We start from the raw sequence: 22,838 nt of genomic DNA on the forward strand, positions 1-22,838 counted from the left end.
TATTGAACAGTTTTTCGCAGCAGACCAGAGCTTATTGCCACTTAATCAGCGGCTGGCGAAGGTGTTGCACTGGTCAGGATTGCCGGTATCAAACCCGCGTTTGAACCAGGTGTAACGCTGCTGCGACGTGCCGTGGGTAAAGCTGTCCGGCACGACGCGGCCCTGACTTTGCTGTTGCAGCCTGTCATCGCCAATGGCCTGTGCGGCATCCAGCGCTTCTTTCAGATCACCCTCTTCCAGAACATTTTGCTGCTGCATTGCGTGTCCCCAGACCCCGGCGTAACAGTCAGCCTGTAATTCCATTTTGACTGACAGCTGATTCACCGCGGCCTGCGATGCGCCCTGTTGCAGCTGGCGGACCTTACGCTCGGTGCCCAGCAGATTCTGCACATGGTGGCCCACTTCGTGCGCCACCACATACCCCTGGGCGAAATCACCGCCCGCGCCGAGCTTATCCTGCAATTCCTGATAGAAAGAGAGATCGATATACACCGTGCTGTCCGCCGGGCAATAGAACGGCCCCATCACCGACTGACCGGTGCCGCATCCGGTGCGGGTCGCGCCACGGTACATCACCAGTTTCGGCTCGCGGTAAGTCATGCCCTGCTTCTGGAAAATCTCTTTCCAGGTGTCTTCGGTCGAGGCGAGGATCACTGAGGTAAATTTTGCCTGCTCGTCATCTTTCGGGCTGATGGATTGCGACTGCGTTTGCTGCTGCATGCCGCCGGACTGGCCGCCGTCGATGAGCGGCGTCAGGTCGATGCCGTAATATCCGGCCACCAGTACCACGATGATGATCACGATGCCGCTTTTGCCACGGATAGGCAGGCGCATTCCTCCGCCGCCTGAACCGCCACCGTGAGATCCCTGTCCGCGTCTGTCTTCTACATTGTCGCTTTCACGACGCCCTTGCCAACGCATACTCCACCTCCAGACTGTTTTTTTAAGACTAGCCAGCGCACACGGTTAATACCATCCGCGAAAGGACGTAATTTTAGTGACGAAGGGATTAAATGAAAGGAATCAGTGTGAAAACAGCAAAATTAAATGCAGGGAAGAGAACGGGTGACGGAGGCCATCACCCGTTAAGTGCGCACCGCGTAAACGATTGCGCAGTCTGGCTAAAAAAAAGAAACCGGGCTTAGTCCAGTTTCACACCGATACGGTGAGCGACTTCTTCATACGCTTCGATCAGGCCACCCAGACTCTGGCGATAACGGTCTTTGTCCATCTTGTTCAGGGTTTCTTTATCCCACAGGCGGCTGCCGTCTGGTGAGAACTCATCACCCAGCACCACTTCGCCGTTGAACAGACCGAATTCCAGTTTGAAATCGACCAGGATCAGGCCCGCATCGTCAAACAGTTTGCTCAGCACGTCGTTGGCTTTGTAGCTCAGCTCTTTCATGCGCGCTAGGTTTTCTTCGTTCACCCAGCCAAAGGTCTTGCAATAAGATTCGTTGACCATCGGGTCGTGCATGGCGTCGTTTTTCAGGAACAAATCGAACAACGGCGGGTTCAGTTCCAGACCTTCTTCAATGCCCAGACGTTTTACCAGCGAACCAGCAGCACGGTTACGGATCACGCATTCAACCGGGACCATATCCAGTTTTTTCACCAGCACTTCGGTGTCAGACAACAGGCGTTCCATTTGGGTTGGAATACCGGCTTCTTCCAGCTTAGCCATGATGAAATGGTTAAATTTGTTGTTAACCATGCCTTTACGGTCGAACTGCTCAATACGCTGACCATCCAGTGCTGACGTATCGTTACGGAACTCCAGTACCAGCAGGTCCGGGTTTTCGGTGGTGTAGACGGTTTTCGCCTTGCCGCGATACAACTCAGCTAACTTTTGCATCTTTACTTACTCCAGTGGAAAAAACAGATGTAAAAAGGGGCCGTAGCCCCTTGGTATTATTTTGCACTACTCTGGCTAAACGCGGCCTGCATGACCGCCACCATCGCGTCGTTCTGTGACTGGCTGAGAGCATGTCCTTTCGGATCAAGGAACTGCAAGCTACTGCGGTTGTCGAGGTCGCCAACCTGAAGTTTGTAATCACCGGAGCTGAGGCCCGGATCTTTCGCACCCAGTGTCTGCCACGCATCGTCATTCAGCGGTTTATAGCTGACGGACAATGTGCCTTGCGGACGGCTGCTGTCGGTCACTTTCATACCCGCTTTGGTCAGGGCATTTGGCAGGCGATCCCACACAACGCCGTAGTTAGCACGGACAATCAGCACTGGCAGACCGGTATCATCGGCACCGCTTTGCACGTCAATTTCACCCACACGACGGTTGTCGAGGCGAGCCTGCGTATCCTGCTGCACTTTATCCAGGCTGGCCGTGATGGAGTTCATCATCTGGCTGTTGTAACGCTGGATTTCAGCAGAAGACGTCACCGGTTTGTCCTGCTGTTTCAGTTCAAGCGTTTTCACGGTCAGGGCTAACTGGTAGCTCTGCTGTTTCACGCTGACCTGATAACGGCCCTGATACTGGAAGTCTTCATCCGCACGATTCCAGTCGATGAAATCGGTGGTCAGCGTCTGGTTAGCGTCATCACGGCTGGCAATTTTGAAGTTATTTTGCTCAACGGCTTTGACAACGTTGTTCCACAGATCACGGTTCTGCGCGGTGTTTTCCAGCAGCACGGTGCCACTGTCGCCCGCGAACTGAGTCTGGGAACCGCTCAGCAACGCCAGCGGCTGGGACGGCGGACGAATATCGAGCTGTTTGCCGACCGCGCCCTGCATTGCGCCAGCCTGAATATCATAGGTACCGTTCTGCACAGGCAAAATCATCCCTGCCGGTGCTTTCAGCTCATGCAGAGCTGCTGCGTCCAGATAGGACTCATCGCCGCTTACCTGGCGTTTGTAACGTTGATCGCTTGAACAGGCGGCCAGCAGCATGATCAGGGAAACCCCGACCACTTTCGCTACGGCTGTTTTCTGCAATCGGGTCATCTGGAAACTATTCTTGTCAAATAAAGAGGCCATCAAATCTTCCTAAGAGTTACAGCAAACCGGCGCTTTTTAATGCTTCTTCCACGACCGGACGGGCAGCATCTGTTAACGGCGTCATAGGCAGACGCATCGTATCGGTTGCCATCAAACCCAGTGCCTTACAGGCCCATTTCACCGGGATTGGGTTTGCTTCTACAAACAAATTCTGATGCAACGGCATCAGGCGCTGATTCAGGCGACGCGCTTCGGCAAAGTTGCCAAGGGCAGCCAGTTCACACAGTTGTGCCATTTCACGGGCAGCGACGTTGGCGGTCACAGAGATAACGCCTTTGCCACCGAGCTGCATAAAGTCCAGTCCGCTGGCGTCATCGCCGCTCAGCAGAATGAAATCTTCATCATCAACCAGCACTTGGATCTGACTTACACGACTTAAGTTCCCTGTTGCTTCTTTAACAGCAACAATATTCTTCAATTTTGCTAAACGCGCGATGGTCGGCGGCAACATATCGCAGCCGGTACGTGATGGCACGTTATAGAGAATTTGCGGCAGAGAGGTGTTTTCAGCGATGGCTTTGAAATGCTGATACAGCCCTTCCTGAGTCGGACGGTTGTAGTATGGGGTGACTGTCAGGCAGCCCACAACGCCACTTTTTTCAAAACGTTGCGTAAGAGAAATCGCTTCAGCGGTGGCATTGGCCCCGGTGCCTGCGATAACAGGAATGCGCCCATCGGCCAGTTCCAGCGTCTGTAAGACCACGTCACCGTGCTCTTCATGGCTTAACGTTGCCGACTCACCGGTCGTGCCCACGGAAACGATCGCCGCAGTACCACTGGACACATGATAATCAATCAGTTTTTTCAGACTCGCGCGATCGACAGCACCTTTGGTGTCCATCGGCGTAACCAGTGCAACAATACTTCCCGTAAACATTGACCTTCCCCTCCACAAACAGGTCACTCATGGTACTTTTGACACCACTGCAAAAGCAAGCAATCAACGAGCGGTAACCGCTTGTCCGGCGGTTTTTTTTATGTTTACCTTGGGAATACTCCCAAGCACGACAGGAAGACCCATTTTGCCGCAGCCACAACAACATTATCTGGTTATCACCGCCTTAGGTGCCGATCGTCCCGGTATCGTGAACACCATTACCCGTCAGGTCAGCAGCTGCGGCTGTAATATTGAAGACAGCCGTCTGGCCATGCTCGGGGATGAGTTTACGTTTATCATGCTGCTGTCCGGCAGCTGGAACGCCATTACGCTGATCGAATCCACCCTGCCGCAAAAAGGCGCGGAGCTGGAATTATTGATCGTGATGAAACGCACCAGCGCCCATGAGCGTCCGCCGATGCCTGCCACGGTGTGGGTGAAAGTGGAAGTGAAAGATTCCCCTCATCTGATCGAACGTTTCACTGATTTGTTCGATACTCATCAGATGAACATTGCCGAACTGGCGTCCAAAACCCGTCCGGCGGATGCCACCACGCCCGCGCAGTTATCGATTCAAATCACGGCGCACAGCGCGGCCAATACCGACCCGGCAATTATTGAGCAGGCGTTTCATCAGCTATGTACAGAACTGAATGCGCAAGGCAGTATTAACGTCGTCAGTTATTCTGAGAATGAAGATAAACTGCAGTAATCGCTAAGAGATACGGAGAAAGACAATGAGCCCACTGAAAGCCGGTGATCCTGCGCCGCAATTTAGTTTACCCGACCAAGACGGTGAACAAATTAATCTGGCCGACTTCCAGGGACAGAAAGTCCTGGTCTATTTCTATCCTAAAGCCATGACTCCAGGTTGCACCGTGCAAGCCTGCGGTCTGCGCGATAACATGGATCAGTTGAAAAGTGCCGGTGTAGAAGTGCTGGGGATCAGCACCGATAAACCGGAAAAACTGTCGCGTTTTGCTGAGAAAGAACTGCTGAACTTCACCTTGCTGTCCGATGAAGATCATCAGGTTTGCGAACAGTTTGGCGTCTGGGGTGAAAAATCCTTTATGGGGAAAACCTACGACGGCATCCACCGCATCAGCTTCCTGCTCGACGGCACGGGGAAAGTGGAAAAAGTCTTCGACGACTTCAAAACCACGAATCACCATGACATCGTGATGGCCTATCTGAACAATCAATAAGCCTGCACAGCCCGATGGCAGAGACAAAAAAAGCGCAGACGCGCTTTTTTTATTGGGTGCGGTAAGCGAAAAAATCAGGCGGTTTCGTTCAGCGATTCATCCGGCCAGACGTGAACCACGGCTTTGACCAGCGTCGCCAGCGGTATCGCAAAGAACACGCCCCAGAATCCCCACAACCCGCCAAACACCACCACGGATAAGATAATCACCAGCGGATGCAGGTTCACCGCTTCGGAGAACAGCAGCGGCACGATCACATTGCCGTCCAGCCCCTGAACCACCAGATACGCGACAATCAGCGTCCAGAAATCCGCGCCAAGTCCCCACTGGAACATCGCCACAATCACCACCGGAATGGTCACCAGCATCGCGCCGATATAAGGGATCAGGACCGAGACACCGACCAGCACCGCCAGCAGCAACGAATAATGCAAATCCATCACCACAAACACCAGATAGGTCGCCACGCCGACGATGATCATCTCCAGCACTTTGCCGCGAATATAATTGGTGATTTGCTGGTTCATCTCCACCCACACCTGCCCGGCCAGCCCGCGGTCGCGCGGTAAAATGCGGCGTACGGCATTGAGCATCTGCTCCTTATCTTTGAGCAGAAAGAACACCATCATCGGCACCAGAATCAGGTAAATCGCCAGCGTCAGTAAACCCACCAGCGACGCCAGTGAATATTTCACCACCGACTCGCCCAGTCCGGAGAGTTTGCTGCGCATGTTTTCCGCCATCATGTCGATGATGCCCGCGTCCACCAGCGCCGGATAACGCTTCGGCAGCGTGGCGGCGAAATCATAAAAACGGTTGAGCATGCTCGGTAAATCGGTCATCAGGTTCACGCCCTGCTGCCAGGTCACCGGCGCGATGACGAACATGCCGAGCAGTAAAATACCGGCAAAGATAATCAGCACCACGCTGACGGACAGCGTGCGCGAAAGCCCGAGGTGTTGCAGGCGCACGGTCGGCCATTCCAGCAAATACGCGAGCACAATCGCCACCAGCAGCGGCGCCAGAATGCCATTGAGAAAATAGAGAATGCAGAAACCGGCGACCAGGATCGCCAGCAGCGCGATGGCCTGAGGATCGGTAAAGCGACGGCGATACCACTGTAATAACATGTCCAACATCAGAGAATGCTCCTGTAATTTCCTGGTCTGGCGGGTGTGCGCTGTTCGTTCCCTGCGCGCTCAGACACAAGTAACTATCTTCATAATTCGTTGTCACACAACTGTAGCTGCACAGTGTTTTAAACTTTCACGAGGATAGCTACTATAGAGACCGGCGCAAAGAAAAGCGCCAGAAAATAACGGTCTGACGGACTGTTCACGGAAGAAAGGCTCTCAAAGCTCATGGGTCACGCGGTTAACTTATTGGGAAGCAAATGTTTATGGTAATGCGGTTGAAAAAAACGGTGATTGCTCTGTGTCTGGGCAGCCTGTTCGCTGGCCCCCTTCTGCCTGCCGTGGCGGATGACAGTTCATTCTGGTCAACACCGGTGAGTTCCGCGAAAACCAGTTCACCGTTAGCCCCGCCGGTGAGCGATCAGTTACCGGATATCGGCACCTCAGCGGGCGGCACGCTCAGTATTAATCAGGAATTACAGATGGGCGATTTTTATGTCCGTCAGATGCGCGCCAGCACGCCGCTGATTAACGATCCGCTGCTTAATCAGTACATCAACGAACTGGGACAACGTCTGGTGGCGCATGCCTATTCCGTGCGTACACCGTTCCATTTTTTCATCGTTAATAACGATGAACTGAACGCCTTCGCCTTCTTCGGCGGCAATGTGGTGCTTCACTCCGCGCTGTTCCGTTATTCCGATAATGAAAGCCAGTTAGCCTCGGTCATGGCGCACGAAATTTCCCACGTCACGCAACGCCATCTGGCGCGCGCGATGGAAGATCAGCAACGTAACGCCCCGCTCACCTGGGTCGGCGCGCTGGGATCGATCCTGCTGGCGATGGCCAGTCCGCAAATGGGTATGGCGGCGCTGACCGGTACACTGGCGGGCACCCAGCAAGGCATGATCAGCTTTACGCAAGGCAATGAACAGGAAGCGGACCGTATCGGCATTCAGGTGTTGCAGCGTTCCGGTTTTGATCCGCAGGCCATGCCAGCATTCCTGCAGAAACTGGCGGATCAGGCGAGCTACTCGACCCGTCCGCCGGAAATGCTGCTGACGCACCCGTTGCCGGACAGCCGTCTGGCCGACATCCGTAACCGCGCCAACCAGATGCCGCACCTGATTGTGCAATCTTCTCAGGATTACCTGATGGCAAAAGTGCGCATACTGGGGATGTACGGTTCCGAGAGTTTCCCGCTGACCGACGACTATCTGCAAAAACTGAGCAACGGCAATGTCCGTGAACAACTGGCGGCGAAATATGGCCGTGCGTTGCAGTTCTACAAGGCGAAAAAGAATGATCAGGCACGGGCGGCGCTGGATCAGCTCCTGACCCAGTATCCCGGCAACGAATGGCTGCTGGATTTAGCCACCGATAACGATATCGACAGCAAACGTGCGCCGCAGGCGATAGCGCGTCTGGAACAGGCCGGTGCGGCCAGCAGTTCCAACGCCGTGTTGCAGCTCAATCTGGCCAATGCCTATCTCGAAGGCGCGAAGCCTGCCAATGCCATGAAAATCCTCAACCGCTATACTTTCAATTATCCGGGTGATCCGAATGGCTGGGATTTATTGTCTCAGGCCGCCGCTGCGCAGGGATTACGTGCGCAGGAACTGGCCGCCCGCGCGGAAAGTATGGCGTTAGTCGGACGTCTGGATCAGGCGATTGAAATGCTGAGCAATGCCAGCGCATTACAAAAATTAGGCAGTCTGGAACAGGCCCGTTACGACGCGCGCATCGATCAGCTTCGTCAGCTGCAAGGGCGTTTCCGTCAGTATCAGAAAGGCTGATTTCAGTGCCACAATGGAGGACGTATTGATGCAACACGATGTCGCGATCTACCACAACCCGGCCTGTTCAAAAAGCCGTGAGACCCTGAAATTACTGGAAGCAGAAGGGATTGAGCCGCAAGTGATCCTGTATCTGGAAACGCAGCCGTCGGTGGATAAGCTGAAAGAATTGATCGGCCTGCTGGGGTTCAGCTCCGCGCGTGAACTGCTGCGCAAGGGCGAGCAGATTTACAAGGATATGAACCTGAAAGATACCAGTCTGAGCGAGGACGCGCTGTTACAGGCGATGGCCGATCACCCGCGGCTGATTGAACGTCCGATCGTGGTGGCCAACGGCAAGGCACGTTTAGGACGTCCGCCGGAACAGGTGAAAGAGATTTTATAATCCCGCCTTACGTTCGGGTTCGGCTGACGAACCCGGACATCCCCCGGCGCTTACAGCCCGAGAATTTCTTTCACGAACGGAATGGTCAGTTTGCGCTGTGCAGTAATGGACGCGCGATCGAGCTGATCCAGCGTCATAAACAGCGTACGCATTTCGCGATCCAGACGTTTGAGCAGGAAACGGCCCACGTCTTCCGGCAGTTCAAAGCCCCGCAGTTTGGCGCGAAGCTGTAATGCCTGAAGTTTTTCTTCGTCGGAAAGCGGCTGAAGTTTGTAGATTTGGCCCCAGTCAAGACGGGAAGCCAGATCCGGCAGGCTGAGATTCAGCTGACGCGGAGGACGATCGCCGGTAATAAACAGCCGCGTGCGACCGGTTTCAAGGATGCGGTTATAAAGATGGAAAACGGCGGCTTCCCACTCATCATCCCCGGCAATGCCTTCAATATTATCGATGCACACCAGCGCCAGATGCTCCATCCCGTCCAGCACTTCCGGCACGAAATAGGCGCGTTTATCTAACGGCACATACCCGACGGCTTCACCGCGCTGTGAGAGTTCGGCGCAGGCCGCATGCAGCAAATGACTGCGGCCGCCGCCTTCGCGTGACCAGAAATAAATATAGGTGCCGTGTTCCTGATGCAATGCGCTCTGAATGGCAGATAGCAGAGAAGGGTTTTCACCCGGATAAAAACTGGCAAAGGTTTCATCATCGGGAAGATAAAGTGGCAGGGAAAGCTGTGCCGGCGTATTCAGAAGCACCTCAACCAAAGCGGCATAATGACCGCAGATGTTGTCACGTCAATAAAAGGAACTGCCGAATTCTAGCAAGGATCCGTCCTGAAATGAACTGTGCCCGGTGCAACCGCTTGCGATCCGAGCACCTGACCGGCTGACACCACGCCCGCCGGTCAGGGTTTCAGACAAAAAAGTCTGCATCAGACGGGCGGATTTTCCCGCTCATCTTCCACATCAATGATCTGTTCTTCACCACGGAAAATCTCGATCACTTTGAACAGCAGGCTGAGGAAGATACCGACAATCGTCGCCAGCGCCATGCCTTTCAGCTCCGCCGCACCGATGTGGATCTTCGCACCGCTGACGCCGATGATCAGGATCACCGCAGTCAGGATCAGGTTCTGCGCCTTGTTGTAATCGACTTTCGATTCAATCAGCACGCGGATACCGGATGCGCCGATCACGCCGTAAAGCAGCAATGAAACGCCGCCCATCACCGGCACCGGAACAGCCTGAATGGCCGCCGCGAGTTTACCGATACAGGAAAGCAGGATCGCCAGAATGGCCGCGCCGCCGATCACCCAGGTGCTGTAGACCTTGGTGATGGCCATCACGCCGATGTTTTCGCCGTAAGTGGTGTTTGGTGTGGAACCAAAGAAACCGGACAATACGGTCGACAGCCCGTTCGCCAGCATCGAACGGTGCAGACCCGGATCACGCAATAAATCTTTCTTCACGATATTTGCGGTGACGACCAGATGCCCGACGTGCTCGGCAATGACCACCAGTGCCGCAGGCAGAATGGTGAGGATGGCGACCCATTCAAAACGCGGCGTATAGAAAGTGGGCAGCGCGAACCAGTGCGCGGTTTCGATAGCGGAGACATCCACCACGCCCATAAAGAACGACAGCGCGTAACCGACCAGCACGCCGATCAGGATCGGGATAATCGCCAGGAAACCCCGGAACAGCACCGAACCCAGAATGGTCACGGAGAGCGTCACCAGCGAAATGGTGATGGTGGTGGAATCCACTGCTGCGCCATCCGCAGGCAGCAGCCCTGCCATGTTCGCCGCCACACCCGCCAGCTCCAGCCCGATGACGGCAACGATTGCGCCCATCGCCGCAGGCGGGAACATCACGTTAATCCAGCCAATCCCGGCTTTCTTAACAATCAGCGCCACCAGACAGAACAACAGCCCGCAAACAATGAATCCGCCCAGTGCCGCCTCATATCCCATCGGCAATAACAACAGCACCGGAGAAATAAACGCAAAACTTGAGCCGAGGTACGCCGGTATCTTCCCTTTACACACAAATAAATACAGCAAAGTCCCTATGCCATTAAACAGCAGCACCGTTGCCGGGTTGATCTTGAACAGAATGGGTACCAGAACGGTGGCACCAAACATGGCAAACAGATGCTGGAAACTCAGGGGGATTGTCTGCAGCAATGGCGGACGTTCGCTTACCCCGATGACACGACGGGTCATGAATGTGATCCTCTCAAAGGTGTGATGTTGTGTTATTTACAGCCTTTTGCTCTAAATAATTCGGGTTGCAGGAAGGCGGCAAGTCCGTAAGTCCCCGGGAGCATAGATAACTATGTGACCGGGGTGAACGGGCGCAGCCAACGCATCTGCAGCCTGAAGTATGACGAGCAAAAAAAAGCCGACTGATTAGTCGGCTAATTGCTTACTTCGTACCAAATATCTTGTCGCCCGCATCACCGAGCCCCGGAATGATGTAGCCTTTCTCATTGAGCCCCTGATCCACCGAGGCGGTGTACAGCTCAACGTCCGGGTGGGCGGCTTCGAGAGCGGCGATCCCTTCCGGTGCGGCGACCAGCACCAGCACTTTAATGCTCTGGCAGCCGGCTTTTTTCAGCAGGTCGATGGTGGCAATCATTGAGCCACCGGTAGCCAGCATCGGGTCAACCACCAGCGCCAGACGTTCTTCGATGTTAGAAACCAGCTTCTGGAAATACGGCACAGGTTTCAGTGTTTCTTCATCACGGTACACGCCAACTACGCTGATACGCGCGCTTGGTACGTGTTCCAGTACGCCTTCCATCATGCCCAGACCGGCACGCAGGATTGGCACAACGGTAATTTTCTTGCCTTTGATCTGATCGATTTCCACCGGGCCATTCCAGCCTTCAATGGTCACTTTTTCAGTTTCTAAATCGGCAGTCGCTTCATACGTCAGCAGACTTCCCACCTCAGAAGCCAGTTCGCGAAAACGTTTCGTGCTGATGTCGTTTTCACGCATCAGGCCCAGCTTGTGTTTCACCAGCGGGTGTTTCACCTCGACGATCTTCATTATTTATTCTCCTAAGGTGGTTGAGCTGCAAAAAAAAATCGCGAGATTATAACGCCATTTTTTTTGAACGCCACAGCCAATTGCCTGATCCAGATCAACTTATCCTTCTTCACTGAAGCCGCAGCTGCGTTAGCGGCTCTCTCTCACCCGAATCACTGACTCAAGTCAGCTCATCGGGATTTGCTCGTTTGCTGCAACGCCAATGACTTCGGCTAAGTGTTGTATCTTTAAGTATAGATAGTGACTCTGAATAAGGCGCTCGCAAACGTTTGCTTCCACTGTTAGAATTGCCCCGCTTTATTCTTCAACCACCAACCCAAACCGCCGTGGGGACTTCGCAGTGACCGACAAAACCTCTCTCAGCTATAAAGACGCAGGCGTAGATATCGATGCCGGTAACGCATTGGTAGACCGCATTAAAGGTGTAGTAAAACAGACTCGCCGCCCTGAAGTGATGGGTGGACTGGGCGGTTTTGGTGCCCTCTGCGCGCTGCCGCAAAAATATCGTGAACCCGTGCTGGTCTCGGGTACCGACGGCGTTGGCACCAAGCTGCGTCTGGCGATGGATTTGAAACGCCACGATACCATCGGTATCGACCTGGTCGCGATGTGCGTCAACGATTTGATCGTTCAGGGCGCTGAACCGCTGTTCTTCCTCGACTATTACGCCACCGGCAAACTGGACGTCGATACCGCCGCCAGCGTGATCACCGGTATCGCAGAAGGCTGTAAGCAGTCTGGCTGTGCGTTAGTCGGCGGCGAAACCGCTGAAATGCCGGGTATGTACCACGGCGAAGATTACGACGTTGCAGGCTTCTGCGTCGGCGTGGTGGAAAAATCAGAAATTATCGACGGCAGCAAAGTGGCTGACGGCGATGTGCTGATCGGTCTGGCCGCCAGTGGTCCGCACTCCAACGGTTACTCGCTGGTGCGCAAAATTCTGGAAGTCAGCAAGACTGACCCGGAAACCACCGATCTGGCAGGCAAACCGCTGGCCGATCACCTGCTGGCACCGACCAAAATTTACGTGAAATCGATTCTGAACCTGATCGAAAATGTGGATGTTCACGGCATCGTCCACCTGACCGGTGGCGGCTTCTGGGAAAATATCCCGCGCGTCCTGCCGGACAACACGCAGGTGATTATCGATGAATCAAGCTGGCAGTGGCCGGATGTCTTTACCTGGCTGCAAACCGCCGGTAACGTCAGCCGTCACGAAATGTACCGCACCTTTAACTGTGGCGTGGGCATGCTGGTAGCACTTCCTGCCGGACTGGCGGATCAGGCGATTGCATTACTGAACGATAATGGCGAAAAAGCGTGGAAAATTGGCTACATTAAAGCCTCTGATTCCGCTGAGCGCGTCGTGATCAACTAAGTGTTCAGTAATACAACTCACTGAAAGCAGGGTAGAAGATGAAAAGGATTGTGGTTCTGGTATCGGGCGAGGGAAGCAACTTACAGGCCCTGATCGATGCCTGCCAGCAGGGACGGATCAACGCAAAAATCAGTGCAGTCTTCAGCAATAAAATCGCTGCCTACGGGCTTGAAAGAGCCCGTTTAGCGGAGATTCCGGCGCACGCGCTGGATGTCAAAGCTTACGAAGACCGGGCGGCATTTGACGTTGCACTGGCGGATGCCATTGAGACTTTCCATCCTGATCTGGTGGTGCTGGCCGGGTATATGCGCATTCTGACCGGCGAATTCGTCCAGCGTTTCGCCGGGCGAATGATCAACATTCACCCTTCCCTGCTGCCGAAATATCCGGGCCTGCTCACTCACCGTCAGGCGCTGGAAAATCAGGATGCCGAACATGGTACGTCCGTGCATTTTGTCACTGAACAGCTTGACGGCGGCCCGGTGATTTTACAGGCCAAAGTGCCGGTATTCGCTGACGATACAGAAGAAGAGCTGATTGCCCGCATACAAACGCAGGAACACAGCATATATCCGCTGGTGGTCAGCTGGTTTGTTGACGGACGTTTGTCGCTGCAAAACGGTCAGGCATTGCTGGACAACAATCCGCTTTCTGAACGCGGATACGCAGAAGATTAATCTACTTCCGCCTCACGTTTTCACTCTAAACCGGCCCTGTGCCGGTTTTTTATTTTCCGTCATTTGACAGTTGTTTACATTTCGCCCGATATAATGCACATCCCGGCGCACGTTTAAACGTCGTTTGTGCGCCGACCTTCATCTGAAACACGGTTGTTTCAGACCTCATATTTACGAAGGTTACCCTCATAAAACGGCTTTTATAGTTGAGGAACACCCCATGTTTAGCCATAACAGCGTCAGATTACGTCCACTGGAAAAGGACGACCTGTCGTTTGTTCATCGTCTTGATAATAACGCCAGCATCATGCGTTACTGGTTTGAAGAACCTTACGAGGCTTTCGTCGAACTGACCGATTTGTATCACAAACATATCCATGACCAGAGCGAACGCCGCTTTATCATCGAATTTGAAAGCGGGCCGGTCGGCTTAGTGGAGCTGGTGGAAATTAATCATATTCACCGCCGCGCGGAATTTCAGATCATCATCGACCCGCAGCATCAGGGCAAAGGTTTTGCCGGTGATGCAGTACGTCTGGCGATGGATTATGCGTTTTCCGTCCTGAACCTCTACAAACTGTATTTAATCGTCGATAAAGAAAATAAAAAGGCGATCCACATTTACAGCAAATTAGGGTTTGAGATTGAAGGCGAACTGAAACAGGAATTCTTTGTGAACGGCGAATATCGCAGCGCCATCCGCATGTGTATTTTCCAGCCGCAGTTTCTGGCGAAATACAAATCCAAACCTGTTCAGGTCAGGCCTGAATCCCTGATTGGCGCCAGCACGGTGTAATACTCCCGCGCCCTAAATCAGTAAAATAATGACCAGTGAGGGGCGCAGATGTCCCTCACCGGTAAGACTTTTCCCGCCTTTTCCTCCCATTTATTTCCCTGATATAAACTCTTCTGAAATCATCCTTTGTTATGTTGGACTTTCCTGTCAATCTTTCGCAATATTGTTAGCAGACACTAGGCCCCTCTCACAGAAAACTTCCTGCTGCGCTGGCCGTTTTAAAGGCAGGCAATACGGAGAATATGTTGAGCGACATCGCGGTGTTTTCGGGCAAATTTGCCTGTACGGGCCAGGTTGCAAGCTAAATGAACGGAGTGAAAATGGGTCAGGAAAAGCTTTATATCGAGAAAGAACTAAGCTGGCTGTCCTTCAATGAACGCGTGTTGCAGGAAGCGGCTGACAAAAGCAATCCCCTGATCGAACGGATGCGTTTTTTAGGGATCTATTCCAATAACCTTGATGAGTTTTATAAAGTCCGTTTTGCCGATTTAAAACGGCGCATCCTTATCAGTGAGGAACAGGGTTTTCTCGGCGCCTCCCGTCATTTGCTGAAAAAAATCCAGGCGAAGGTGCTGCGCATTGATCAGGAATTCGACAGCCTTTATAACGATTTATTGCTGGAAATGGCGCGTAATCAGATCTTCCTGATTAACGAACGTCAGGTCTCCGAAAATCAGCAAGCCTGGCTGCGTCAGTATTTCAAGCATCAGTTACGCCAGCACATCACGCCGATCCTGATTAACCACGACACCAATCTGGTGCAGTTCCTCAAAGACGATTACACCTATCTGGCGGTTGAAATTATCCGTGGCGAAGAAATTCATTACGCGCTGCTGGAAATCCCGTCCGACAAAGTGCCGCGTTTTGTGAACCTGCCGCCGGAAGCGCCCCGCCGCCGTAAGCCGATGATCCTGCTCGATAACATCCTGCGCTATTGTCTGGATGATATTTTCAAAGGCTTCTTTGATTACGATGCGCTGAATGCTTACTCGATGAAAATGACCCGCGACGCCGAATACGATCTGGTCACGGAAATGGAATCGAGCCTGCTGGAACTGATGTCTTCAAGCCTGAAACAGCGTCTGACCGCTGAACCGGTACGTTTCGTGTATCAGCGCGATATGCCCGATGAGATGGTCGAACTGCTGCGCGGCAAACTCGGAATTTCCAATTATGATTCGGTGATCGCCGGGGGCCGCTACCACAATTTCAAAGATTTCATCGGCTTCCCGAATGTCGGCAAAGCCAATCTGGTCAACCGTCCGCTGCCTCGTCTGCGCCATTTGTGGTTCGATAAATTCCGCAACGGCTTTGCGGCGATCCGCGAGCAGGACGTGCTGCTGTATTATCCGTACCACACCTTTGAACACGTGCTGGAACTGCTGCGTCAGGCGTCGTTCGACCCGAACGTGCTGTCGATCAAAATCAATATTTACCGCGTGGCGAAAGATTCCCGCATTATCGAATCGATGATCCACGCCGCGCACAACGGCAAGAAAGTCACCGTGGTGGTCGAACTGCAGGCGCGCTTCGATGAAGAAGCTAACATTCACTGGGCGAAACGTCTGACAGAAGCCGGTGTACACGTTATTTTCTCTGCCCCCGGTTTGAAAATTCACGCAAAACTCTTTCTTATTTCCCGCCGCGAAGGCGACGAAATTGTCCGCTATGCTCATATTGGGACCGGTAACTTTAACGAGAAAACCGCCCGCCTTTATACCGACTATTCGCTGCTCACCGCCGACGCGAGGATCACCAACGAAGTCCGCCGGGTCTTTAACTTTATTGAAAACCCGTACCGCCCGGTGTCGTTCGAACATCTCATGGTGTCACCGCAAAACTCCCGTGACATGCTTTACCGTCTGATCGACCGTGAAATCGCCAACGTTCAGGCAGGCGGAACCGGCAGTATTACGCTGAAAATCAATAACCTGGTGGATAAAGGGCTGATTGACCGTCTTTACGTGGCGTCGAACGTCGGGGTCAAAATCCGTCTGCTGATCCGCGGGATGTGCTCGCTGGTGCCGAATCTGCCCGGCTTTAGCGAAAATATTCAGGTCACCAGCATCATTGACCGCTATCTTGAACACGACCGCGTCTATGTCTTTGAAAACGGTGGCGATACTAAAGTCTTCCTCTCTTCTGCCGACTGGATGACGCGCAATATTGATTATCGCATTGAAGTGGCTGTCGCCCTGCTCGATCCGCGTCTGAAACAGCGCGTTCTGGATATCCTTGAACTGCTGTTTAGTGACACAGTAAAAGCCAGAGTGATTGATAAAGAACTGAGCAACCGGTATGTTCCACGCGGAAATCGCCGCAAAGTCCGAGCGCAACTGGCGATTTATGAATATCTGAAAGAGCTGGAACAACAAAGTCAGCAAGCCTGAACCCCTGGAGCGTTACACAACTATGCCCCTTAAAAACAGCCCACTGAATGCCAAGCCACAGGAAATTGCGGCGATCGATCTCGGGTCGAACAGTTTCCATATGGTGATCGCACGCGTCGTTAACGGCGCGTTGCAGGTCCTGGGACGCCTGAAACAACGCGTTCATCTGGCCGATGGCCTCGACAGTAAAAATGTGCTCAGTGAAGAAGCCATTCAACGCGGGCTGGATTGCCTGGCTTTATTCGCCGAACGCCTGCAGGGTTTTCCGGAAAACAACGTCACCATCGTCGGGACGCACACCTTGCGTCAGGCAGTGAATGCCGAGGAATTCCTCAAGCGCGCCAAAGAAGTGATCCCCTATCCGATTGAGATCATTTCCGGGCAGGAAGAAGCGCGCCTGATTTTTATGGGTGTTGAACATACCCAGCCGGAAAAAGGCCGCAAGCTGGTGGTGGATATCGGCGGCGGTTCGACGGAGCTGGTTATCGGTGAAGATTTCGAGCCGTTGCTGGCCGAAAGCCGCCGTATGGGCTGCGTCAGTTTCGCGCAGATGTTTTTCCCGAACGGCGAAATCAGCCGCAGTAATTTCAAACGCGCGCAGCTTGCTGCCGCGCAGAAACTGGAAACGCTGGCGTGGCAATATCGTCTGCAGGGCTGGCAGTATGCGCTGGGCGCTTCGGGCAGTATCAAAGCTGCGCATGAAGTGCTGGTGGCGATGGGTGAAAAGGACGGGTTAATTACGCCGGAACGTCTGGAAATGCTGACCGAAGCGGTACTGGACTTTAAACATTTCAGCGCACTGGATTTACCGGGCCTGTCGGAAGACCGGCAATCGGTGTTTGTGCCGGGTCTGGCGATTCTGCGCGGCGTATTCGATGCGCTGGCGGTCAAAGAGCTGCGACTGTCTGACGGCGCGCTGCGTGAAGGTGTGCTGTATGAAATGGAAGGCCGTTTCCGCCATCAGGACATCCGCACCCGAACCGCGAAAAGTCTGGCCGAGCATTACAATATCGACCGTGAACAGGCGCGCCGCGTGCTGGACACCACCGAGCAATTGTATGCGCAGTGGCTGGCGCAAAACACCAAACTGGTGCAGCCACAGCTGGAATCCCTGCTGAAATTCAGCGCCATGCTGCATGAAGTCGGTCTGAGCATTAACCACACCGGCATGCACCGTCATTCCTCGTATATCCTGCAAAACACCAATTTGCCGGGATTCAATCAGGAACAGCAAACGCTGCTGGCGACGCTGGTTCGCTTCCACCGTAAAGCCATCAAGCTGGAAGAACTGCCGCGCCTGAACCTGTTTAAGAAAAAGCATTACATTCCGCTGATCCAGCTTCTGCGTTTAGGCGCGTTGCTCAATAACCAGCGCCAGTCGACGACCACGCCGGAATCCCTGCGGTTATCGACCGATGATAATCACTGGACGCTGCGGTTCCCCGCCGGCTATCTGGCGCAGAACAACCTGGTTCAGCTGGATTTCGAAAAAGAACAAAGTTACTGGGAAGACGTCACGGGCTGGAAACTGATGCTCGAAGAAGAAGACGGTATCGCAGAAAGCTGACCGTTATCGGCATGAAAAAAGCCCTCCCGCAGTCTCTGCGCGGAGGGCTTTTTCTTTTTACGGACTCACAGACAATCAGGCGAGCGGGAATTCCAGCAGTTTGTTTAACGGTTCCGGTTTCCCCACCAGATACCCCTGCATGTAATCCACGCCCAGCGCGTGCAGCGCGGTTTTCTGTTCTTCCGTCTCCACATATTCCGCCACAATCGACAGATGCTTCATACGCGCCACCTGACAGATGGACTGCACAATGTAGGCATCCAGCGAATCGGTGAGCATATTGCGCACGAAGCTGCCGTCAATCTTCAAAATATCGGCCTGAATGGCTTTCAGACGGCCATAGCTGGCATACCCGGTACCGAAATCATCAATGGCAATCCGGCAGCCGTAGGACCGGAGTTCCCGCATCGCAAAATCGGCATATTTCATGTTCTGAAGTAAGTGAGATTCCGTCACTTCCAGCACGATCTGGAACGGCTCAATTTCATACTCCAGCATCAGCGTTTTAAAATCGCGGGTAAACGTCGGGCGGCACAGCGTCGACGGCGTGAAATTCACCGCAAAGCGCAGGCTCGGCAGTCGCACGCGGTTCTGATTAATAAACATCAGCGTGTGTTTCAGCACCCACATATCCAGCTGATACGACAGCCCGAACTCATGCACCACCGGCAGGAATTTATCCGGTGTGATCATCGTCCCTTCTTCGCCGTCAGACATGCGCAACAGAATTTCATGATAACTGTCGCCACGCACGCCGAAGATCGGCTGCGCCATCAGCACAAAGCGGTCGTCATCCAGCGCACGCTGGATTTTATGCAACATGTCGACCTTCTCTCTGATTTCCAGCTGCACCTGACTGTGATCGTTTTTATTCGATTCCGGCTGTCCGGTGGTCAGGGAAACCTCGGCAATCCCGCTCAGTTCGCCCAGCAAAATCGGCAGATGCTCTACCGGCGAATACACCGTGCAGTAGGATAAACCGATATTAGGATGCAGCGGCAGGCCGTTCCAGATCAGGCGGAAATCTTCCAGATGCTCGTGCAGTTCCTGCAGTTTCTTATCTGCATCCTCACAGTTCAGGCGCAACACCAGATCGTAACCCGGCAGATGATAAACCCGTTCGCCCGCCTGCAGATAAGGCTTCAGCCCGAGTGCCAGTTGTTGTTTGAACTGGATGCGCAGTTGCATGCCGTAATTACGGCTCAGCACGTCCATATCAGAAACCCGGATGAAGCACAGCATGGAACGCGGGTAACGCGCAAGATCGCGGTTAAAGGCGCGCAGATTGGGTAAACCGAATACCGGATCCTGCAACGCGGCGGCGCTGGTTCTTTTCATCAGCAGACGCTGGCGGGACGCAATGGCCGCCATCAGCAGCAGCGTAACGGTATACACCAGCATCAGGGCGGAGACGAACACCAGGTTATGGATAAACCCGTGTTCGGAGATAAAGCCCTGATAATAATTGAATAAAATTGTCAGGGTGAAGGTCCAGACAATGCTGATAAAGTAATAGCCGTAACGCCATGCCCCGAACAGCAATACCGGGAACAGCAGCGTCAGCGTGTAATCACTGAGTAAAATCTTCATGAAAGGCTCGCTCAGCCCCGGCAGGCAGAGCAGCGTCACCATGGCACCCAGCACCATAAACCACACGACAATTTCAGCGAACTTCACACCCGGTGCCAGCTGTTTACGCAGCTTGGTGTACACCACGCAGAAATAACGCGGCTTACGGATAATGCGTAACACCAGATAAATCACATGGGAGTTGAGCAGGATCCCCAGAATCATCGCCTGCATATTGACCAGCGTTCTGAGCGTGACAAAGTCCCGCGTCGCCATGCCCAGATAACCGGGCAGCAATCCGCTTTCAACCACAATCTGCAAGACGATGATGAAGAATAACGTCAGGAAAATCAGTAACCAGCCTACCCGCGCTTTCGCCAGATTCATCAGCCCGAGCGGCGCTGACCAGCGGCTTCCCGCCTGCCATCGGTATCCGAGCCAGGCCAGCGTGAGTGCCGTGAAGTAAATCACCGTCATCAGCATGCCCATCTCGGCACCGACCCGCAGGTAATAGCGCAGGAACAGGGTCAGCACAATGCCGGGCAATGCGGCCCAGTCGAACACCATCAGCAAGGCGACGCAGGTCGCCATCGGCATATAAATAAGATAGGTACGGCCATCCGGCAGGAAGATGATCGGCGAAAGCCAGGAGGTCACCGGGATCAGCACCAGCGCACAAATCGCAGGCAGTCCCCACCATTTATGACGCACGTCATGCCAGGAAAAATGTTTACGCATCAAGTCCATCTAAGTTTTTGCGCATGAACTTCATGCCGCGGTGAATGATTCAGGGTGTAACGGACGTCCGGCAGGCAGTCCGGCGACAGCAGCGAAAGGCTCTGTCCTCAATTATCGTCGTAAAAACGCCATTTCACAGAAAAGTACGGAGAAAAGAGAATACAGCGGAGGCCCGGGCACAATTGTATAAAATATGGCTGAATTCTAATCTGCCTTATCTTAAATCCCATGATGCAGATCAATAAACAGAATCTTTATGTTTATCGCGAAAAAACACTTAAAACAAATACCGCCTATTTTTTGCGTTTCTTAGCAGCCTGTTTAGATGTGCTATATAGTGTAACCGTTATTCTGAGCACGCCATCCTCAAGCTTACCGGAGCAAAATTCATTTAAGTGACTTTATTATGTCTCGAAAAATAAACATAAAAATGACCAAAATCGTTTTAGCGATCAGCTTCATTATTTTGTTCGGGCGTCTGGTCTATTCCGCCATCGGTGCGTATTCCCATCATCAGAATCAAAAACAAAGCCAGACTGATGCGCAAACCGTCACTCCTCAGGAAAAGACCCCCGAAAAAACCTGTACCGGCACCCTGAAAACCTGCCGTTACGCTAAGGACTAAGGATCCCCAATGTCTGCCGAAAAACCTAAAAATTACGGACAAAAACTGGCGGAAAGCCGCAGCAGGATCCTCGATCTCCTTCTGAACACCGATGACCTCGCAGACAGTATTCTGGGCGAGGAACCGGATGTTGATGACGCCACGCGCGCGCAACTGATGGACAACACCGCCGAGCTGACCTCGCGGGTACAAAATCTCCACGCGGCGGACGTCGCGGACGTTCTGGAAGCCTTGCCGATCCGCGAGCGTCTGGCGCTCTGGCGGCTGGTGGAACCGGCCGCACGCGGTAAAGCGCTGGTGGAAGTGTCAGAAACGGTCTGGGACAGCCTGATCGAAGAGATGAGCGACAAAGACCTGTTGAAAACCATGTCGCTGCTGGACGTGGATGATCAGGTCTATCTGGCGGAATATCTGCCGCGCGACCTGATTGGCCGGGTACTGACCTCGCTGGATCCGCGCCAGCGCGAGAAAGTCCGCGAGGTCATGAAATTCAGTAAAGAGTGCGTGGGTCGTATCATGGATTTCGAGCTGCTGACCGTGCGCCCGGACGTCACCCTCGGTACCGTTCAGCGTTTTCTCCGCTCGCGCAAAGCCATTCCGCAGGCCACCGACAAAGTCTTTATCACTGACCGGAAAAATACCCTGCTCGGCGAACTGCCGCTGACCACCATTTTGCTCAATTCACCGCATACGCTGGTTTCCGACGTGATGGTGACCGATCTCACCAGTTTTGAGCCGGAAGACAAGGCCGAGGACGCCGCCAGTGCGTTCGAACGTTATGATCTGATCACCGCGCCCGTGGTGGATAAAAAGGGCAAACTGATGGGCCGTCTGACCGTCGAAGAAATCGTCGATTTCGTCAACAACGACACCGACAGCAATTTACGCCGGATGGGGGGCTTAAGCCCTGAAGAAGACGTTTTCTCGCCGGTGACCAAAGCCGTCCGTAACCGCTGGGCATGGCTGGCCATCAATTTGTGTACCGCCTTTGTCGCGTCGCGCGTTATCGGTCTGTTCGAACACACCATTTCGCAACTGGTGGCCCTGGCCGCACTGATGCCGATCGTCGCCGGGATCGGCGGCAATACCGGTAATCAGACCATCACCATGATCGTCCGCGGGCTGGCGCTGCACCATGTCCAGCTCGGCAACCTGAAATTCCTGATGTTCAGGGAGCTGGGCGTTGCGCTGATCAACGGTCTGGTGTGGGGCGGACTGATGGGCATCGTCACCTGGCTGCTGTATGGCGACTGGGAAATGGGCGCCGTGATGACGCTGGCGATGGTCCTCAATTTACTGCTGGCCGCGGTGATGGGCGTGGTGATCCCGCTGACCATGGTGCGCCTTGGCCGCGACCCGGCGGTCGGTTCCAGCGTGATGATCACCGCCCTCACCGATACCGGCGGTTTCTTCATTTTCCTCGGCCTTGCCACCATTTTCCTGCTTTAACTGACGAATACCGGCTTACGGGCCGGTTTTTCGTTATTTATTACAGCGTAATGGCAAATTTATATTAATAATTAGCTGTGACCTTCCGATACTGATCACGCAACAGCGTGCTGCACACCTGTGGCAACTGCATGACAAGAATATAAAAATAAATGTCACTGTCTGCCTTTTACCGTCAGCCAGAA

20 protein-coding genes are annotated in these 22,838 nt (G+C 53.5%); 11 read left to right on the forward strand and 9 right to left on the reverse strand.

Features of this window, described 5'->3' with window-relative positions:
* Positions 1-45: 45 nt before the first annotated feature.
* From ypfJ to dapA, 4 genes are all read right to left on the reverse strand, one after another.
* A complete protein-coding gene (gene ypfJ, locus J9880_RS02050; RefSeq protein WP_232770020.1) occupies positions 46-921 on the reverse strand; it encodes a KPN_02809 family neutral zinc metallopeptidase in 876 nt (291 codons plus the stop codon).
* Between the two features lie 220 nt (positions 922-1,141).
* Complete coding sequence (gene purC, locus J9880_RS02055) at positions 1,142-1,855, reverse strand: phosphoribosylaminoimidazolesuccinocarboxamide synthase (protein WP_015698209.1); 714 nt, start codon at positions 1,853-1,855, stop codon at positions 1,142-1,144.
* 56 nt (positions 1,856-1,911) lie between these two features.
* Positions 1,912-2,991 (reverse strand): outer membrane protein assembly factor BamC, encoded by a 1,080-nt coding sequence (gene bamC, locus J9880_RS02060; RefSeq protein ID WP_095925034.1) that lies wholly within the window; start codon positions 2,989-2,991, stop codon positions 1,912-1,914.
* 16 nt (positions 2,992-3,007) lie between these two features.
* Positions 3,008-3,889 (reverse strand): 4-hydroxy-tetrahydrodipicolinate synthase, encoded by an 882-nt coding sequence (gene dapA, locus J9880_RS02065; RefSeq protein ID WP_095925033.1) that lies wholly within the window; start codon positions 3,887-3,889, stop codon positions 3,008-3,010.
* Between the two features lie 145 nt (positions 3,890-4,034).
* Between dapA and J9880_RS02070 the strand changes: the two genes are divergently transcribed.
* Positions 4,035-4,601 (forward strand): glycine cleavage system transcriptional repressor, encoded by a 567-nt coding sequence (locus tag J9880_RS02070; protein ID WP_095925032.1) that lies wholly within the window; start codon positions 4,035-4,037, stop codon positions 4,599-4,601.
* A gap of 25 nt (positions 4,602-4,626) precedes the next feature.
* Positions 4,627-5,094, forward strand: coding sequence for a thioredoxin-dependent thiol peroxidase (gene bcp / locus J9880_RS02075; RefSeq protein WP_095925031.1), 468 nt, complete (start codon positions 4,627-4,629; stop codon positions 5,092-5,094).
* Positions 5,095-5,168: 74 nt separating this feature from the next.
* Here the strand turns inward: bcp and J9880_RS02080 are convergent, their stop codons facing one another.
* Positions 5,169-6,233: an AI-2E family transporter gene (locus J9880_RS02080; RefSeq protein WP_232770021.1), complete on the reverse strand. Its 1,065-nt coding sequence runs from the start codon at positions 6,231-6,233 to the stop codon at positions 5,169-5,171.
* Positions 6,234-6,493: 260 nt separating this feature from the next.
* On the opposite strand from J9880_RS02080, the gene bepA reads away from it, so the two are divergent.
* Positions 6,494-8,023 (forward strand): beta-barrel assembly-enhancing protease, encoded by a 1,530-nt coding sequence (gene bepA, locus J9880_RS02085; RefSeq protein ID WP_195816804.1) that lies wholly within the window; start codon positions 6,494-6,496, stop codon positions 8,021-8,023.
* Positions 8,024-8,051: 28 nt separating this feature from the next.
* Positions 8,052-8,408 (forward strand): arsenate reductase (glutaredoxin), encoded by a 357-nt coding sequence (arsC, locus tag J9880_RS02090; RefSeq protein WP_131692675.1) that lies wholly within the window; start codon positions 8,052-8,054, stop codon positions 8,406-8,408.
* A 50-nt stretch (positions 8,409-8,458) separates the two neighbouring features.
* Here arsC and hda read toward each other — a convergent pair whose 3' ends face one another.
* The 3 genes from hda to upp all read right to left on the reverse strand — a co-directional run bounded on the left by hda (position 8,459) and on the right by upp (position 11,464).
* Complete coding sequence (hda, locus tag J9880_RS02095) at positions 8,459-9,166, reverse strand: DnaA inactivator Hda (RefSeq protein WP_013576559.1); 708 nt, start codon at positions 9,164-9,166, stop codon at positions 8,459-8,461.
* A gap of 176 nt (positions 9,167-9,342) precedes the next feature.
* The gene (gene uraA / locus J9880_RS02100; protein ID WP_095925027.1) at positions 9,343-10,635 is read right to left on the reverse strand and encodes a uracil permease; all 1,293 of its coding nucleotides are present in this window, start codon (positions 10,633-10,635) and stop codon (positions 9,343-9,345) included.
* Between the two features lie 202 nt (positions 10,636-10,837).
* Positions 10,838-11,464 carry a uracil phosphoribosyltransferase gene (gene upp / locus J9880_RS02105; protein ID WP_095925026.1) on the reverse strand — a complete coding sequence of 209 codons (627 nt, stop codon included), beginning with the start codon at positions 11,462-11,464 and terminating at the stop codon, positions 10,838-10,840.
* A 340-nt stretch (positions 11,465-11,804) separates the two neighbouring features.
* Here upp and purM point away from each other — a divergent pair, with 340 nt between their 5' ends.
* From purM to ppx, 5 genes are all read left to right on the forward strand, one after another.
* Entirely contained in the window at positions 11,805-12,842 is a 1,038-nt protein-coding gene (gene purM / locus J9880_RS02110) for a phosphoribosylformylglycinamidine cyclo-ligase (protein WP_095925025.1), read from the forward strand.
* Between the two features lie 38 nt (positions 12,843-12,880).
* Complete coding sequence (gene purN / locus J9880_RS02115) at positions 12,881-13,519, forward strand: phosphoribosylglycinamide formyltransferase (protein WP_232770022.1); 639 nt, start codon at positions 12,881-12,883, stop codon at positions 13,517-13,519.
* A gap of 220 nt (positions 13,520-13,739) precedes the next feature.
* Positions 13,740-14,315 (forward strand): spermidine N1-acetyltransferase, encoded by a 576-nt coding sequence (gene speG, locus J9880_RS02120; RefSeq protein ID WP_095925023.1) that lies wholly within the window; start codon positions 13,740-13,742, stop codon positions 14,313-14,315.
* 320 nt (positions 14,316-14,635) lie between these two features.
* Entirely contained in the window at positions 14,636-16,705 is a 2,070-nt protein-coding gene (gene ppk1 / locus J9880_RS02125) for a polyphosphate kinase 1 (RefSeq protein ID WP_095925022.1), read from the forward strand.
* 22 nt (positions 16,706-16,727) lie between these two features.
* Positions 16,728-18,272: an exopolyphosphatase gene (gene ppx / locus J9880_RS02130; RefSeq protein WP_119826719.1), complete on the forward strand. Its 1,545-nt coding sequence runs from the start codon at positions 16,728-16,730 to the stop codon at positions 18,270-18,272.
* Between the two features lie 75 nt (positions 18,273-18,347).
* Here ppx and J9880_RS02135 read toward each other — a convergent pair whose 3' ends face one another.
* Positions 18,348-20,579, reverse strand: a complete 2,232-nt coding sequence (locus J9880_RS02135) for a sensor domain-containing phosphodiesterase (RefSeq protein WP_232770023.1) — start codon at positions 20,577-20,579, stop codon at positions 18,348-18,350.
* Positions 20,580-21,009: 430 nt separating this feature from the next.
* Here J9880_RS02135 and J9880_RS02140 point away from each other — a divergent pair, with 430 nt between their 5' ends.
* Together J9880_RS02140 and mgtE are read left to right on the forward strand one after the other, a co-directional pair.
* A complete protein-coding gene (locus tag J9880_RS02140; protein WP_408637214.1) occupies positions 21,010-21,204 on the forward strand; it encodes a YfgG family protein in 195 nt (64 codons plus the stop codon).
* 9 nt (positions 21,205-21,213) lie between these two features.
* Positions 21,214-22,653 (forward strand): magnesium transporter, encoded by a 1,440-nt coding sequence (mgtE, locus tag J9880_RS02145; RefSeq protein WP_119826721.1) that lies wholly within the window; start codon positions 21,214-21,216, stop codon positions 22,651-22,653.
* Positions 22,654-22,838: the final 185 nt, after the last annotated feature.

Origin of the sequence: Rahnella victoriana (assembly GCF_021276285.1) — a bacterium.
In the GTDB taxonomy this organism is placed as follows: domain Bacteria; phylum Pseudomonadota; class Gammaproteobacteria; order Enterobacterales; family Enterobacteriaceae; genus Rahnella; species Rahnella victoriana.

Coding starts and splice junctions, on each gene's coding strand:
- ypfJ (WP_232770020.1), bottom strand. CDS start 921: ATGCGTTGGCAAGGGCGTCGTGAAAGCGACAATGTAGAAGACAGACGC.
- purC (WP_015698209.1), bottom strand. CDS start 1,855: ATGCAAAAGTTAGCTGAGTTGTATCGCGGCAAGGCGAAAACCGTCTAC.
- bamC (WP_095925034.1), bottom strand. CDS start 2,991: ATGGCCTCTTTATTTGACAAGAATAGTTTCCAGATGACCCGATTGCAG.
- dapA (WP_095925033.1), bottom strand. CDS start 3,889: ATGTTTACGGGAAGTATTGTTGCACTGGTTACGCCGATGGACACCAAA.
- bcp (WP_095925031.1), top strand. CDS start 4,627: ATGAGCCCACTGAAAGCCGGTGATCCTGCGCCGCAATTTAGTTTACCC.
- J9880_RS02080 (WP_232770021.1), bottom strand. CDS start 6,233: ATGTTGGACATGTTATTACAGTGGTATCGCCGTCGCTTTACCGATCCT.
- bepA (WP_195816804.1), top strand. CDS start 6,494: ATGGTAATGCGGTTGAAAAAAACGGTGATTGCTCTGTGTCTGGGCAGC.
- arsC (WP_131692675.1), top strand. CDS start 8,052: ATGCAACACGATGTCGCGATCTACCACAACCCGGCCTGTTCAAAAAGC.
- uraA (WP_095925027.1), bottom strand. CDS start 10,635: ATGACCCGTCGTGTCATCGGGGTAAGCGAACGTCCGCCATTGCTGCAG.
- upp (WP_095925026.1), bottom strand. CDS start 11,464: ATGAAGATCGTCGAGGTGAAACACCCGCTGGTGAAACACAAGCTGGGC.
- purN (WP_232770022.1), top strand. CDS start 12,881: ATGAAAAGGATTGTGGTTCTGGTATCGGGCGAGGGAAGCAACTTACAG.
- speG (WP_095925023.1), top strand. CDS start 13,740: ATGTTTAGCCATAACAGCGTCAGATTACGTCCACTGGAAAAGGACGAC.
- ppk1 (WP_095925022.1), top strand. CDS start 14,636: ATGGGTCAGGAAAAGCTTTATATCGAGAAAGAACTAAGCTGGCTGTCC.
- ppx (WP_119826719.1), top strand. CDS start 16,728: ATGCCCCTTAAAAACAGCCCACTGAATGCCAAGCCACAGGAAATTGCG.
- J9880_RS02135 (WP_232770023.1), bottom strand. CDS start 20,579: ATGCGTAAACATTTTTCCTGGCATGACGTGCGTCATAAATGGTGGGGA.
- J9880_RS02140 (WP_408637214.1), top strand. CDS start 21,010: ATGACCAAAATCGTTTTAGCGATCAGCTTCATTATTTTGTTCGGGCGT.
- mgtE (WP_119826721.1), top strand. CDS start 21,214: ATGTCTGCCGAAAAACCTAAAAATTACGGACAAAAACTGGCGGAAAGC.